The organism is Pleomorphochaeta sp. (assembly GCF_050031695.1).
Classification (GTDB): domain Bacteria; phylum Spirochaetota; class Spirochaetia; order Sphaerochaetales; family Sphaerochaetaceae; genus Pleomorphochaeta.
The window spans coordinates 15,711-31,396 of sequence record NZ_JBNAIC010000060.1; the positions used below are offsets into that span (position 1 = coordinate 15,711).

The 15,686-nt window shown below is 26.3% G+C and carries 15 protein-coding genes; 14 read left to right on the forward strand and 1 reads right to left on the reverse strand.

Features of this window, described 5'->3' with window-relative positions; genetic code table 11:
• Positions 1–52 precede the first annotated feature (52 nt).
• From ACPKM0_RS10270 to ACPKM0_RS10280, 3 genes are all read left to right on the forward strand, one after another.
• Positions 53–1,198 (forward strand): GGDEF domain-containing protein, encoded by a 1,146-nt coding sequence (locus tag ACPKM0_RS10270; protein ID WP_472475663.1) that lies wholly within the window; start codon positions 53–55, stop codon positions 1,196–1,198.
• The gene (locus tag ACPKM0_RS10275) at positions 1,182–2,609 is read left to right on the forward strand and encodes a lipoprotein N-acyltransferase Lnb domain-containing protein (RefSeq protein ID WP_472475665.1); all 1,428 of its coding nucleotides are present in this window, start codon (positions 1,182–1,184) and stop codon (positions 2,607–2,609) included. The genes ACPKM0_RS10270 and ACPKM0_RS10275 overlap by 17 nt, the downstream gene beginning before the upstream one ends.
• A gap of 100 nt (positions 2,610–2,709) precedes the next feature.
• Positions 2,710–2,901, forward strand: coding sequence for a hypothetical protein (locus tag ACPKM0_RS10280; protein WP_472475667.1), 192 nt, complete (start codon positions 2,710–2,712; stop codon positions 2,899–2,901).
• Here the strand turns inward: ACPKM0_RS10280 and ACPKM0_RS10285 are convergent.
• Positions 2,898–3,767 (reverse strand): AraC family transcriptional regulator, encoded by an 870-nt coding sequence (locus ACPKM0_RS10285; RefSeq protein ID WP_472475668.1) that lies wholly within the window; start codon positions 3,765–3,767, stop codon positions 2,898–2,900. The genes ACPKM0_RS10280 and ACPKM0_RS10285 overlap by 4 nt on opposite strands.
• A gap of 120 nt (positions 3,768–3,887) precedes the next feature.
• Here ACPKM0_RS10285 and ACPKM0_RS10290 point away from each other — a divergent pair, with 120 nt between their 5' ends.
• The 11 genes from ACPKM0_RS10290 to ACPKM0_RS10340 all read left to right on the forward strand — a co-directional run bounded on the left by ACPKM0_RS10290 (position 3,888) and on the right by ACPKM0_RS10340 (position 15,619).
• Complete coding sequence (locus ACPKM0_RS10290; protein WP_472475670.1) at positions 3,888–4,715, forward strand: ABC transporter substrate-binding protein; 828 nt, start codon at positions 3,888–3,890, stop codon at positions 4,713–4,715.
• 145 nt (positions 4,716–4,860) lie between these two features.
• The gene (locus tag ACPKM0_RS10295; RefSeq protein WP_472475672.1) at positions 4,861–5,433 is read left to right on the forward strand and encodes an ABC transporter permease subunit; all 573 of its coding nucleotides are present in this window, start codon (positions 4,861–4,863) and stop codon (positions 5,431–5,433) included.
• A complete protein-coding gene (locus ACPKM0_RS10300) occupies positions 5,430–6,140 on the forward strand; it encodes an amino acid ABC transporter ATP-binding protein (RefSeq protein ID WP_472475674.1) in 711 nt (236 codons plus the stop codon). The genes ACPKM0_RS10295 and ACPKM0_RS10300 overlap by 4 nt, the downstream gene beginning before the upstream one ends.
• A 13-nt stretch (positions 6,141–6,153) precedes the next feature.
• Positions 6,154–6,888, forward strand: a complete 735-nt coding sequence (locus ACPKM0_RS10305) for a 4Fe-4S binding protein (protein WP_472475676.1) — start codon at positions 6,154–6,156, stop codon at positions 6,886–6,888.
• A gap of 97 nt (positions 6,889–6,985) precedes the next feature.
• Positions 6,986–8,899, forward strand: a complete 1,914-nt coding sequence (locus ACPKM0_RS10310; RefSeq protein ID WP_472475678.1) for an NAD(+) synthase — start codon at positions 6,986–6,988, stop codon at positions 8,897–8,899.
• A 155-nt stretch (positions 8,900–9,054) separates the two neighbouring features.
• Positions 9,055–9,663, forward strand: coding sequence for a hypothetical protein (locus tag ACPKM0_RS10315; RefSeq protein WP_472475680.1), 609 nt, complete (start codon positions 9,055–9,057; stop codon positions 9,661–9,663).
• Positions 9,664–9,797: 134 nt separating this feature from the next.
• Positions 9,798–10,058 carry a hypothetical protein gene (locus ACPKM0_RS10320; protein ID WP_472475682.1) on the forward strand — a complete coding sequence of 87 codons (261 nt, stop codon included), beginning with the start codon at positions 9,798–9,800 and terminating at the stop codon, positions 10,056–10,058.
• Positions 10,059–10,063: 5 nt separating this feature from the next.
• Positions 10,064–10,837, forward strand: a complete 774-nt coding sequence (locus ACPKM0_RS10325) for an MBL fold metallo-hydrolase (RefSeq protein WP_472475683.1) — start codon at positions 10,064–10,066, stop codon at positions 10,835–10,837.
• Positions 10,837–13,761, forward strand: coding sequence for a DNA polymerase I (gene polA, locus ACPKM0_RS10330; protein ID WP_472475685.1), 2,925 nt, complete (start codon positions 10,837–10,839; stop codon positions 13,759–13,761). The genes ACPKM0_RS10325 and polA overlap by 1 nt, the downstream gene beginning before the upstream one ends.
• The gene (gene coaE / locus ACPKM0_RS10335; protein ID WP_472475687.1) at positions 13,761–14,345 is read left to right on the forward strand and encodes a dephospho-CoA kinase; all 585 of its coding nucleotides are present in this window, start codon (positions 13,761–13,763) and stop codon (positions 14,343–14,345) included. Before polA ends, coaE begins: the two co-directional genes overlap by 1 nt.
• 170 nt (positions 14,346–14,515) lie before the next feature.
• The gene (locus tag ACPKM0_RS10340; protein WP_472475689.1) at positions 14,516–15,619 is read left to right on the forward strand and encodes a hypothetical protein; all 1,104 of its coding nucleotides are present in this window, start codon (positions 14,516–14,518) and stop codon (positions 15,617–15,619) included.
• The last annotated feature ends 67 nt before the right edge of the window (positions 15,620–15,686 follow it).

Genomic DNA, 15,686 nt, shown 5'->3' on the forward strand with positions numbered 1-15,686 from the left:
ATAATAATAAGTTAATATTTATAATTAACTTAATTATAGACTTTTTTCTTATTTGGGGATATTCTTCCTAGTACATTCAATTTGTATTGAAAAAACTAGGGGGATTCTTATTAATTTATTTAAGAAGTTTAAGCAATATATAAAGTTAGAAGAGCAATTAATAAAGAATAATAAGCAAGATGTTAAAGATGATTTAGATAGATTACTTAAAAACATTTTACCTGTTTGTTTCGTTTTGTTTTTATTATTAGTATTAGTCTCTCAATACACTAAGCCTAAAGTTGAATTTGTAATATTATATGCTATCGGTGCTTTTGTTAGTCTGATTAGTTATATAGTTGTCTTAGAGTCTGATAATTATGGACTCCATTTATTAACTTATTATTTAGCAGTTATATATATTTTTATCTTGTTTACATATATTGGTGCTATTGAAAGACCTAATGCTACAGGTACAAGTATTGTTGTTTTATTAGCTTTATTACCACTATTAATTCCAGATAATTTTTTAAGAGTAAATGGGTTTTTATTAGCTTTTTATCTCATATTTTGTGCAACAGCTCTAATAATAAAACCGTTTTCTGTGGGTATAGAAGATGTAATAAATGTTACATGTTTTACAACAATAGGCTTTTTATTAGGAAATTCTTATAGACATATAAAATTAGTTAGTTTCGATGTTCAAAGAGCTGCTAAAGAAAACGAACATATTGATTTTTTAACAAATCTTCCAAATAGAAGATCTATGTACTTAAACATCTTAGAAAAAGATTCAGATTCTTCTCCTGTTAGTATTACAGGTGTAATAATGATGGATATAGATCATTTTAAATTATATAACGATAGCAAAGGTCATATCGAAGGTGATTTATGCCTAAAAGATATTTCTAGATTATTTGCAAAAATTGCAAAAGAGAAACAAATAGAAATTTATAGATATGGTGGGGAGGAATTTATTGCTTTTTATTATGGTTTAGACGAAGAAAAATTTGATAACATAGCACATTATATAGTAAATCAAGTTAGAAATTTAAATATTCCTTTTGTTGAAGCTGAGAAACAGATTTTAACAATAAGTTTAGGATATACTTTCTCAGATCCTAGTGAAAATGTTAGTACTAATTATTTAATAGATATTTCTGATAAGGCTTTGTACCTTGCAAAAAATAGTGGAAGAGATAATGCAAAAAAAATTTAATACTTTAAAACCTGTTCAAAAAAAAATAATTTCAATATTCGTAATTTTATTATTATCCACTTTTGAACTTTTTTCAGTAACTGATGAATCTAAATATGTTACTTTTTTAGAATATGAATATAGTATTGAAGATATTTTATCTAATAATTTTGATACTATATATATAGCAGCTTCTAGTCCAACTAGTGAACATGTTGGCTCTTTAGGAGCTCATGCTTTTATAGTATTAGCAAAAGGCGATGATGTTAATAATGGTATTGCTATAAATTATTATGCGTATCATGAAAGCCAATCTGAGGTTGAAAAAATATTTAGAGGGACAACTGTTGGATTAACAGGATATATAGATATAAGAAAGTTTAATCAATTAGCTGAAAGATATACTAATGGACAACAGAGAACACTTTTTCTTTATAAAACTAATATTGAAAGTAATAAAATACCTGAGTTATTAAATATTGTTTATGAATATAAAAAAAGTGATTTAAAATATAATTTCTTTTTATATAATTGCTCTTCACTTTTAGGTGATGTTCTATCAGAGTTGTTAACAACTGAAGAAAAAGAATATTCTTTTCCACATGCTATTATGCCAGCTCGATTAATTACTCTAGTTAAAAATTATTCTTTGATAGTAGATGAAAAGACTATATCTCCGCCTTTGGTGAAATTATTTAATGATGATACTACACAGACTAAGAGTGATATTTTAGATCGTTATTCTTATTATAAAGTTTTTGGTAGAGAAACTACAACAGAAGATGGCTTTGATGATTTTGTTGCTAATTTTGATAACTTTAAGGCAAATACATTATTTAGCGAAAAAGTTTCTAAATTATCATTAGGATTTGATAATAATAATCCTTCTATTAGTTTTTCGATATTTAATAACAATATTTCTGAGCAAAGGCAAAGTGCGATATCTCTTTATACCTTTAAATTTATGGAAACCGAATTAGTGTATGATGATGGTATAAAACTAGATAGCTTAACTTTTTTAGAGAAACTTTCTTATACTAAAGTAAATTTATTAAAAATGACGCCTTCGACTTCGTTTTCTATAAAATATAATTCAAATAATTCTAATATTGATATCGCTAGTGGAGTTGGGATTGCTTTTGGTACATTAAATACTTTAATTGGCATTATACCAACTGTAGAAACTAATCTAGAAGATCTAGAATTGACATTAAAAATTAAATCAAATTTAAAAGTAAATTATGGTAAATCATTTTTGTTAGTTGATTTAGATTATCCAATCTATAATGAACAAACCTATAGTAATAAAGAGTTATCACTTTCCTTAGGTTATCAGATTACAAATGATTTCTTAGTTGATTGTTCTTATGATTTTTTAAATAACGAATATAAAGTTAATTTTAATTATTTCATATATCCACTAATTAAATAAAAATTGTTTTATTTAAAATAATGGTATAATAAATATTATGTGACAAAGTTGCTTAATAAATTATTTATATTTATTACTATAAAAAGGTAAGAGGTAAAATATGAGAAAATGTAGTACATGTGATGTTGAAATGATTGAAGATTATAAACTTAAAGGTACAAAAAGTGATTTGTATATTCAAAAAGAAGGAATATGTGGGATTACATTAAATACAATTAGTATTGCTGTTTGTCCAAAATGTGGCAAAGTTGAAATGTATGTTGATCCTTCTAAAATACAACAAAACTTTTAATCTCTATTTATTTTTTTAAATTCTTTCATGTTAACTTTTGCATGAATTTTAAAAAAATGTGATAGATTAGAAGGCTCTAAAAAACCTAATTCATATGCAATTTCAGCATTAGATAACTCATTAAGTACTAATAGTCTTTTTGTTTCTAAAATTATTTTATTTATTATAATTTGTTTTGCACTAATATCAGTGCATTCTTTCGTAGCCTTATTTATAGTTTTATAAGTTACACCCATCATTGATTCATAATCTTTAACATCTTTGTAGGTTTTATAGTATTCATTTACTAAATCCCTATATTTGAAATAGATTTTGTATGAATTAATTGTAAATGCTTTAGAATTGTTTTTTCTCTCTAAAGAAACCGAATGCACAAAGCTGTTAAACAGCGAGTTTAATAGTTTTTCTTTATTTATAGAATATTCACCATTTTCATATTCTTTATAGAGTAAATCAATAATGTTTCTATTTGTTTCCTTTTTATCAGTGTTGATATTTAAAATAGGGGATTCTATTGGCATTTCAAAAAAAGATAATAAATCAAAGTCAATTCTATTAACTCCTTTGTTAAAAAATGCTTCATTAATGTTGATTATATATCCTTCTAAATCTCTTGGATTTCTAAAGGAATGAATTTTATTTTTTTCTAATACTAGTATGTTATCTTTTTTTATTTCATATTCTACAAAATTAATACTATGAAAAGATGATCCTTTTGTTATGTAAATAAGAGAGTAAAAATCTAATCTAAAATCCTTTTTTAGATAAGATAATTTTACTCTATTAAAGAAGTCCTTTATAGTTACTATTTCAAAGTTTGTATTTTTTTTATATTTATTATTATACGAAATTCGTTTCACAGCCATGTTTTAAATTATTAACTGAAAACAAAAATAAAATAAAGGTTCGATATTTACATTTTTTAAACAAATATTAATATTACTTAATTAAATCATATCTTTTATAAAATATTCATGGAGAAATTTATGAAGAAGTTTATTTATATAAGTTTATGTTTATTATTATTAATTGGTTGTAGTAATCAAAAGAGTAAAGAAGAAGCTAATACATTGAAAGTATCAATGGATTTGAAATTTCCTCCGTTCATGTATATAGATGATAATAATGAGATAGCAGGATTAGAAGTAGAAATTGCAAAAGCATTTGCTGATTACTTAGATATGGAATTAGAAATAGTTAATACAGACTTTAGTATGATAATCCCTTCTTTAGAAACTGGTGAAAGCGATATTGCTATAAGTGACATGTCAATTACAAGTGAGAGATTGAAGAAAATTGATTTTTCTATTCCTTATAGATATTCAAGAGCTATTGCTTTAATAAATAAAGATTATTATGAAGAAAATGGAATTAGTGATGATATGAGTGCAGAAAAACTATTTAGTCTTGAAGGTATAAAACCCATAGGTTTAGCTTCTACAATATCTATAAGTATTCCTAATAAATACGGAGTTGAAGCAACAGAAGTTACAGAAATTGCATCAGCATTAATGGAAATAAATACCGGCTTATCTAATGTGTTAATAGGCTCAAATACAGTAATTCAAGATCATAGTGCTTATAGTGAAACTACAGAATTATATTTTGGCTTACCAGAGTACTTTGATTCAGCTTTTGCTATTAGTAAAGGAAATGAAGAATTAGTAAAAAAAGCAAATGAATTTATAGATGAAATGTATAGTGAGGGTGGTCTTTATTCTAAATTAGCTAGTAAATATGATCCCATCATAAAAGAATATTTAAAAAACGAAGAATTGGGGTTAGATTACATTGTCCAAAAACCAACAAACTAGAAAACCTTTTTTTATTTCATTAATAGTAGTAATAATATTTTTAATATATTTATTATTTTTTTCAATTGATAACTTAGATTACTCAACTTTTCTCTCTGAAAGAGGAAAGTTGATAAATGCTCTATTTAGTACACTGTATATAAGTATGGCAACTTTATTAATAAGTTTAATTGGAGGGTTTTTATTTTATATTTTACTTAAAAGTAAGAATTTATACATAAAATATTTTTCAAGAATAATTAGAGAAGTCATTATAGGAACACCGTTGTTAGTTATGGTTTTTCTAGTGGTATATGTTTTTGGGATACGGGTAGATATTACAAATAAAGAATTACTTGGCATAATTGCTTTAAGTATATATATGATTCCATATATTGCTAATTCATTTGAATCTGCCATAGAAGTAATTAGTGATAAACAATTTATTGTAATGGATTTATATAATTTTAGTTTTTATCAAAAATATGTTTATGTAATATTCCCTCAAATTATTAAGCCTTTGCTCCCTTCTTTGTTAAATAATTTATCAAACATTATAAAAGGCTCAGCACTTTTAAAAATAATATCAGTTTCTGAAATAGCATATGTTATTACAGTTATATCTAATAAAACTTATGCTAGTATAGAAGGATATTTAATAATGTGGATTATGTATCTAATAATTACTATACCATTATCTCTTATTGCTAAATATTTGGCAAAAAGGTTTGAAAAATGAGAATAAATATTAATAATTTAAATAAAACATATGATAGCCATCAGGTATTAAAAGATATAAATATTGAAATAAAAGACGTAAAAGTTGTTGGTATAATAGGAAGTTCTGGTTGTGGGAAATCTACTTTATTAAGGCATTTAGCTTATATAGAAGAAGCTGATAATGGTGAAATTATAATTAATGGTTTAAAACTAGAAAATAAAATAAAGAAAGATTTTCAGAGTGAAATATCTTATGTATTTCAAGAGCATAGTCTTTTCCCACATTTGAGTGTTTCTCAAAATATTAGCCTTATATTAGAAAAAATAAAAAAGATTTCAAAAGATAAGGCAAAAGAAAGAGTGGATTCATTACTGAAAGAATTTTCTCTTGAAAATGTAAAAGATAAAACTCCCGAAAAGATATCAGGAGGTCAAGCTCAAAGAGCTTCTATTGCAAGAGCTTTTGCAACAAATCCAAATGTAATGTTTTTAGATGAACCAACATCTGCATTAGATCCTTTATTAACTAAAGAAGTATTATCTAGTATTAAAACATTAAAAGATAAAGGAATGGAGTTTGTTTTAGTAACTCATGAAATGAACTTTTTAAAGAAAGTAGCTGATTATTATATTTTTATGGAAGATGGATATATAATAGATCATGGATCTACAAATGAAATAAATAAATCAAAATCTAAAAGATTTTTGAATTTTATAAACCATTAATTTAGGAGAAAATATGTTAACTAATAAAGAAGTTTTTGAAAAATTTGAAACTATGCACTCATATAGTTTTGCAACAATTAATAATGACTATCCAGAGATTAGAATAGCCCATTTATTAACTTATGATGAAGATGGATTATATTTCCAAACAATGAAAGTAAAGCCTTTTTATAAACAGTTAATTCAAACTAAAAAAGTTGCTGTTTTATCATTAGTTGCTGATAGTGTAAAAGCCGAGAAAGATGAAAATGGATTAAGTGATTTTCCACCAGGCTTTTTTATTAGGATTAAAGGTGATGTTAGAGAATTATCATTTGATGAATTATTAGAAAAAGAAAAAACTAATTCGAATTTTAAAGGTTTAGTTAATGATATAAAGAGATATCCTACTATGACTACTTTTGTAATAAATAAATATAGTGGTGAAGTTTATGATTATGATTTTGAAAAAACAAGTAGAGAAAATAAGCTTGATAGAAAAAGATTCTCTTTTAATAGCATGGTAGTAGAAAAAGCAGGTTTTACAATTGATAAAGAAAAATGTATTGCTTGTGGATCTTGTGAAAAAGTATGTACATTTAAAGCTATTGAAATTAAAGGGGATTATTTTTCTATAAATGGTAATTATTGTGATGAATGCGGTTCATGTTATGTAGTTTGTCCTGTAAATGCTATTACTCCTAAATGTGAAATGCTTAAAGAAGATAAAAAACAAAGTAAAGATATTTTAAAGAAATTATATTTTTAATAATAGCTTAAATTAACTACATTTGTTTTGGATTCTTGTTTGACTTAAAATTGAAAAATTAAGATAATAGGGTATAGTTTAAATATGTGAGGCTTTTATGAAAGACGGATTTATTAAAGTAGCGACTTATTCTCCAATTAATTATACCCTTGATTTAGAAAATAATAAGAAGAATATTATTAATGGTATTATGGATGCAGCAAATATGGGTGTAAAAGTAATAACTTTTCCTGAACTTTGTATAACATCATATACGGCTGCTGATTTATTTTTAAATCAAAGTGTTGTTGATAAATCCATGAAGATATTAGAAGAAATAGTAGTTTCGACAAAGACTGTACCTCAGATAGTAGCTGTTATTGGAACCTTATTTGTAAAAAATAATAAATTATATAATTGTGCTGCTGTTGTTAACAATGGTAAGCTTTTAGGGATAGTCCCTAAACAAAATATTCCTAATTATCAAGAGTTTTATGAAAAAAGATGGTTTGTTGAACCAAAAGATGAAAATGTAGAATTAACAGTGTTTAATCAGAAGACTATTTTTGGAACTAGATTATTATTTAATTGTACAAACATAGATAACTTGATTATTGGTGTTGAAATTTGTGAAGACTTATGGGTGCCTAATAGTCCAAGTCTTAATCATTGTGTCTCTGGTGCTACCATTATTGCAAATCCATCAGCTACAGATGATATTGTTTCTAAAAGTGATTATCGAAGAAACTTGGTTTCAATACAGAGTGCAAAATGTATTTGTGCTTATTTATATGTTGGTGCTGGCGAAGGGGAATCAACGACTGATTTAGTGTTTAATGCTCATAATTTAATTTGTTCTAATGGCAAAGTGTTAATCGATCAAGAAGAAAGAAGTGGTGAAATTGCTACTGCAATAGTTGATGTACAACATTTATCATTAGATAGAAGAAAAATGAATACTTTTTATAATGATGTTGATGGCTATAATACTGTTGATTTTGAACTACAAGATGAAATAACAGATTTATCAAGTTATCAAATTTCTAAAACTCCATTTATTCCAACTTCTGATTACTTAATGAGACAAAGATGTGAAAAGATTTTAACATTACAAGCATTAGGTTTGATGAGAAGGTTAAAAGCGGCACATGCTTCAAATGCTGTTATTGGTCTCTCTGGAGGGCTCGATTCAACTCTAGCTTTATTAGTAACAATTAGAGCTTTTAAAAAAGCGAATTTACCACTAAAAAATATTCTTGCTATTAGTATGCCTTGTTTTGGAACAACAAAAAGGACAAAATCTAATTCTCAATTGCTTGCAATGTCATTAGGTGTTGATTTTAAAGAAATAAATATTAAAGATGCTGTTATTCAGCATTTTAAAGATTTAGACCATGATGAAAAAAATCAAAATGTTGTATATGAAAATTCTCAGGCAAGAGAGAGAACCCAAATTTTAATGGATTATGCTAATAAAGTCGGTGGTTTAGTTATTGGAACAGGTGATTTATCTGAACTAGCTTTAGGTTGGGCAACTTATAATGGAGATCATATGTCAATGTATGGTGTAAATTCATCAGTACCTAAAACTTTAGTTAAACATTTAGTCACATATACTGCAAGCATAAGTAATGAAGATGTGAAAACTACTTTATTAGATATTGTAGCAACTCCTGTAAGCCCAGAATTATTACCACCTAGTGGTGATGGAACAATTGCTCAAAAAACAGAAGAATTTGTAGGCCCTTATATACTACATGATTTCTTTTTGTATTATTTCGTGAGATGTTCTTTCTCTATACCAAAAATCAGAAGATTAGCACTTGTTGCATTTGATAAAGATTATGAGGCAAAAGTAATTGATAAGTGGTTAAATGTTTTTGTAAAGCGTTTCTTTGCTCAACAATTTAAAAGATCAACATTACCTGATGGACCTAAAGTTGGTAGTGTAACTCTAAGCCCTAGAGGGGATTGGAGAATGCCTAGTGATTCAAGTAATTCAGCATTTGTTGATGATACTATACAAAAATAAAGTAGTATGTTTAATTAATATTAAATATAGCAATATTTATATATTGAATTCATAATAGTTTGCTTTTTTATTACTTTTTTGTAACAATTCGTTTATAATACAGTTATAGGTTATGTAAGTAAAAAAAACTATTATTATAATTAGGAGTTAATATTATGAATAGAAAGATTTTGGGTTTGTTAATAGCATTATGTTTGATTGTTCCTGTTAGCCTAAGTGCTGAAGCTCTCGATTTAAGTATTGGTGGTACAGCACAATATCAATTTAGTGCAGATGATACAGTAAGTGGAAGTGAAGAAGATTTTTTCGATATTGAAAATTATAAATTTGGTGCTGAAGCAAGAGTAAAATTGTTACTAGTTGAAGCTTCAGATATCGCATTAGTTGGAACAACTGATGATGGTGGCGTTCAAATTTCTAACTTAATGACTGCAGGTGTTAGTTTTGATTTATTAAATCTTGTAAGAGTTGGTGTAGGTCTTGGACCAAAATTTGAAGTAAACTTCAATGATGATGGTACTGTTACTGATGCTTGGGGTGACGAATTTGTATTTACTGATATTTTCATGAAATCAAATTGTACTTATAAAGCAAATGTTGATTTCTTATTAGGTGGTTTAACACTTTCAGCAAATTATACAGTTGATTCACAAGGCTTTAACATAAACAACATTGTAAATGATGAATTCACAATGGAAGATTTAGCTCCAGCTGATTGGGGTCAAGGTCAATTTGGTATTGCAGTATTAATTTCATTAATCTAATAAATTTTAGATTAAAATGAGAGAGGAGGGTTTATCCCTCCTTTTTTGTTTGCAAATAAAAAGAGAATTAAAGGTTAGTATTTCTATTCATTTAAATCTATGATAATATAAAACAAAGATTAGGAGAGAGCTTTATGAAAAGATTTGGATTTAAAGATTTTATAATCAAACCGTTGTTTTTATCAATATTAACTTTTTTTATTATTTTCTTTTTTTTCCCAAGTTTTAGCAATGAATATTTAAATGTCGGTTTTTCTGCTTCTTCTGATAGTGTTGAAAAAGTTGAAGGCTTATCTGATGAAATTAAAGAGAAGACAGGCGATAATGTTGACGATTTATTAGATGAATTAAATACTGATAAATTAAGTGATTTAATAAATTCGGTTGGGGATTAATTTTTGTGTCTTATAAACTTACTTTCTTAGGTACCGGGACAAGTCATGGTGTTCCTTCAATTGGGTGTAATTGTGAAACTTGTCTATCAAAAGATCCTAAAGATAATAGATTAAGAAGTAGTATCCTATTAGAAAAAAATGATAATAAAATAATTATTGATACAGGCCCTGAGTTTAGAATTCAATGTTTAAGAGCAAAATTAGATAGATTAGATTCTGTTTTATATACTCATACTCATGCTGATCATTTAAATGGTATAGATGATTTAAGATCTTTTACTAATAAAGATAAGCCTTTACCACTATATGGTGATAATAAAACGATAGATGAAATAAAATATCGTTTTTCTTATATAGTAAAAGGAACTATAAATAAAACAGTTATTCCTAATTTATCATTAAATGAATTAGAACCATATAAAAAAGTAAATATTAATGGTTTTGAAATAACCCCACTAGTAGTTTATCATGGGAAACTACCGATATTTGGTTATAAGATATTTAATACAGCATATCTAACTGATTGTAATTATATACCTAAAGAAACAATGAAGCATCTAAATAACTTAGATGTTCTTATTTTGGATGCTCTTCAACATCATCAACATAAAACTCATTTTACATTGGAACAAGCAGTTGAAGAGGCTAAGAAAATTAGTGCAAAACAGACCTTTTTTACACATATAGCCCATGGAATAAAACATGATAGAGATAGTAAGTGGCTACCAAAAAATATGGAGCTTTCCTATGACACTTTATCTATCAACTTGGAGGAATAATGGATAGTCTATTTAATGATAAAGATTTTGAAGAAGGCAAAATTCTACAAGAAAAAAATGAAATGCCAACAATTGATTTAGAATATGGAAAACAAGAGAAAAAAAAAGAAGTTGAAAAAAATATAAATGTTGAAAGTGTTGTTGATATTTTAGATGTTGATGAACAAAATCGTGATGAATTTTATATTATAGATGGTTTTGGTCTAATCTTTAGATCTTATTATGGATTTATTACTAATCCATTATTTGATAAAGATGGTAATAATATTTCTGCAATTTATGGTTTTTTTAATACTTTATTCATGGTTTTAAGAAAATATAAACCATCCCATTTAGTTGTAGCATTAGATTCTAAAGGTCCTACCTTTAGACATGATATGTATAGTGAATATAAAGCTAATAGGGATGATGCTCCTCAAGATTTAAAAGATCAAATTCCAATAATTATTGAATTATTACAAAAGATTAATATTCCTACAATTATGAAGTCAGGCTTAGAAGCTGATGATATTATTGCATATTTATGTAAAAAGTCTGTTGAGCAAAATCTTAATGCAATAATGTTTACAGCAGATAAAGATTTACTTCAATTAGTTAATAATCATGTTTATGCATTGAGACCTCCTAAAAAAGGACAAAAAGAATATCGTTTATTTACTTCAAGTGAAGTTGAAGAAGAGTTTTTAATCAGACCAGAGCAAATTGTTGATTATTTATCACTTTTAGGTGATAAAAGTGATAATGTACCAGGAGTTAAAGGCGTTGGAGCTAAGGGAGCTGTAAATTTATTAACTAAATATAAAACTTTAGAAAATATTTATGAGAATGTTGATAATTTATCTAAAGGAGTTAAAACTAAATTACTTGATTCTAAAGAATTAGCTTTTTTATCAAAAGAACTTGTAACATTAAAAATAGATGAATCATTATATGAAGATTTTGATGTTGCAGATTTTGATTTAAATAAAGTAAATTTCGAGAATATCATTCCTTATTTTGAACATATTCATTCTAGATCTTTACTTGCAGCTGTAAAAAAACTTATGAGTAAAGAAGAGATTAAAAATGTTGAAGAGTCAAAAGTTGAAACAGATGAGTATGAAGAATCTGAGATTGTTTGCGATCCAAAATTATTAGGTGCTTCTACTTTATTACCTATTGATACAATCGCTGATTTAAAGAAAATATTGATAGATGTTTCATTAAGTACTAAATTAATGGCTTTTGATACAGAAACAACTAGTGAAAATCCTATGGATGCTGAATTAGTAGGTTTTTCTCTTTCTTATAAATTAAAAGAAGCTTATTATTTTCCAATAATATGTGATGGAAAAAGAGTTCATGAAGATGATGAAGTAAGAGTTGTATTAAAAGAATTTTTAGAAGATAATCCGATTGCTTTAATTGGTCATAATATTAAATATGATTATAAAGTTATGAAAAGATTCGGTATTGAACTTAAAAATATTGTATTTGATACTATGATTGCAGCTTGGTTATATGAAAGTAATTCGCCGTCCTTTAAAATGGATAATTTAGCTCTAAAATATTTAAATTATTTATGTGTTGCTTATAAAGATGTTGTTGAGAAAGGTAAATTGTTCAGTGATGTAGAAAAATCTTTAGCAGTTGCTTATGCTGCAGAAGATAGTGATATTACTTTTAGATTGTATCAGTTTTTTAATAATGCACTTAGTTCTAATTTAAAAAAGGTTTTTTATGATATTGAAATGCCTTTAATTACCATTTTAGCAAACATGGAATTAGAAGGAATAAAATTATCTATTGAAAAATTAGATGAATTATCAAAAATATTTGGTGAAAGAATATCAAATGATTTATCTCAAATTTATGAATTAAGTGGTCATGAATTTAATGTAAATTCAACAAAGCAATTACAAAAAGTATTATTTGATGAAAAAGGCTTACCTGCTAAAAAGAAAACAAAAACTGGATATTCTACAGCAACTGATGTTTTAGAGAGCTTAAAAGATGAAGATCCTATTATAAAAGAAATTTTAGATTATAGATCTATAAATAAACTAAAGAGTACATACGTAGATAATTTTCCATCAGTTGTTAATGATAAAACTAAGAGAGTACATACTTCATTTTTGCAATTTGGAACTGCTACAGGTAGGTTAAGTTCAATAAATCCGAATCTTCAAAATATTCCAATTAGAAGTGAAGAAGGAAGAAAAATAAGAGAAGCTTTTGTACCAAAAGACGGTTGTGTTTTAATGAGTGCAGACTATTCTCAAATTGAATTAGTAGTGTTAGCTCATGTAGCAGATGATAAATCATTACAAGAAGCTTTTATTAGCGGGGAAGATATTCATAAATTTACTGCTTCCTTAATATTTGAAAAAGATATAAGTGAAATAACAAGTGATGAAAGAAGAGTTGCTAAAACAATAAACTTTGGTGTCATGTATGGAATGAGTGCTTTCAGATTAGGTAAAGAACTCTCTATTAGTAGAGGCGATGCTAGTACTTTTATTAAAGCCTATTTTGATAGATATCATAATGTTGCTAAATTTATAGATGATACAATTTCTAAGGTTAGAAAAGAGAAAAAAATAACTACTTTAATGGGGCATATAAGAAATATTCCTAATATAAATAGTAAAAATAGAATAGAAAAGGCTGCTAGTGAAAGAGTTGCTGTTAATTCAATTATACAAGGTTCAGCTGCTGAAATAATGAAATTAGGTATGATTAGAATAAATAAAGCTTTAATTGAAAATAAATTAAAATCAAAAGTTTTATTACAAGTTCATGATGAAGTTATTCTTGAAGTTGAAAATGATGAAATTGAAATAGTTGAAAAGTTATTGAGAGAATCTTTAGAAGGCGCATATAAACTATCTATTCCATTAAGAGTTAGCATAGAAAAAGCTAACAGTTGGGGAGAAATGCATTAATGAGAGTTATTGGCTTAACAGGTAAAGCTTGTTCTGGTAAAAATTATGTTGCTCAAATATTTGAAGATAAAGGATTTAATGTAATCGATGTGGATAAGTTAGGTCATAAAGCTTTAATAGATAAGCAAGATAAAATAGTAAAAGCCTTTGGGGAAAAAATATTAGAGAATAACATAATTAATAGAAAGACTCTTGGAAATATTGTTTTCTCTTCGCCTGAAAAACTTAAGCTTTTAGAGAGCATTGTTCACCCTTATATAAAATTATTATGTATCGATCTTATAAAAAACAGTGAAAAAGATATAATATTGAATGCTGCAATTTTACAAAGAGGAAAATTAGTTGAATTATGTGACAATGTAATATTTGTAAAAGCTCCATTTTTTTTAAGATATAAGAGATCAAAAACTAGAGATAAAAGAAGTTTTATTTGGTTTTTAAAAAGAGATTTATCACAAAAAGATATTAATATTAAAGAATTAAAAAAAGAAATTGACGTTAATATTTTAATTAATAAATCGAGTGAAAATGAAATTTATCGACAAATAGTAAATATTTGTGGTATATTTAATATTGAGATGTGATTTATAATAATTTAGTTTTTTTATTCAAATTGATTTTTTATTTAAAATAAACTTGTTTGACGTGTAAGAAATTGTTATAATTTTACTAGAGAAAATAAAAATAAACCTTTTGAGGATAATTAGATAGGAGGAATTCGTTTTAAGCTAAACTTAAATCGGAACTATATTTTATGAAAAGATCAACACGTATTTCTTTATTAGTGTTTACTATTTGTGCTGCTATACTTGCTTTTGGTTCATTATGGTATACAAGGCCAAGTACTCCAAGTTATATAATTGAAGAAGCACAACAACGTCAAAATGTTCCTCTTTTAGAAGTTGAAGAACCTGCAACTAGGTTGCCTGCTCCTGAAATAAATTATGATTTATTAGCAGAAAAAGTTACTCCTCAAATAACTAATTCTTTATTAAATGATGAAGGTTTTATCAATGCTGTTGTATTAGCAAATCAAGCTGAAATTCAAAAAGCAGTACAAGACTATACAGATAGTAGTCTTGTTCCAACTTTAGAAGATAAAATATCTGATTTAATCACTGATTTATCTAAATCCTTAAGTAATAGTTTAAAAGACGATTTCGATTCTGAAATTAGGGCTATGAATTTAGAAATTGATGGTAAAATTGAAGATGCAGTTGAAACAATTGATTTAGATTCATACATCCCTCAAATAGTTGATTCATTAACACCTATTGTTGTTGAACAACTATATAACGAAATAGAATTAAACAAAGGTGATTTCACTCAAGCCGTTGAAGTTGAAAGTTATCAGCTAGATGAAGAAGAAATGAAGCGCTTGTATGTAGAATATAGAAATCAAATAATTAGTGATTTAGTACCAGTAATATTAGACAGCATTGAAGAATATATAGATTTAATACTTTCAGATAGTAAAATAGAAAGTGCTACGACTACTACTACAGAAACAGAATTAGATACGGATGTTGAAGAAGTTATTTCTCAAGTTGTTGAAGATATTGTAAGTGAAACTGAAAAAGCTGTTGAAGTTGAAGATACAGAAGAAGAAGTTGTTTCTTCTACAGAAGATAGTGAAAGTGAAGTTGCTTCAATAAGTGCAGTAATAGTAGCTCAAGTTCCTGAAGTATCAGATGAAATAGTTGAAGAATATACAACAGAAGATGGTGAATCAATTAGTATACCTACTTTTAGTTCAACTCAAGCACAAGTATTAAGTGAAGATGATTATGAATCTTTGAGAGATTTAATTAGAGAACAAGCAATACAAGATGCTTTAGATTTATTATCAGAAGAATAAATAATAATTTATATAACAATAGCCTTTGAATTTGAATATTTATTTATTCAATTACAAAGGCTTTTTT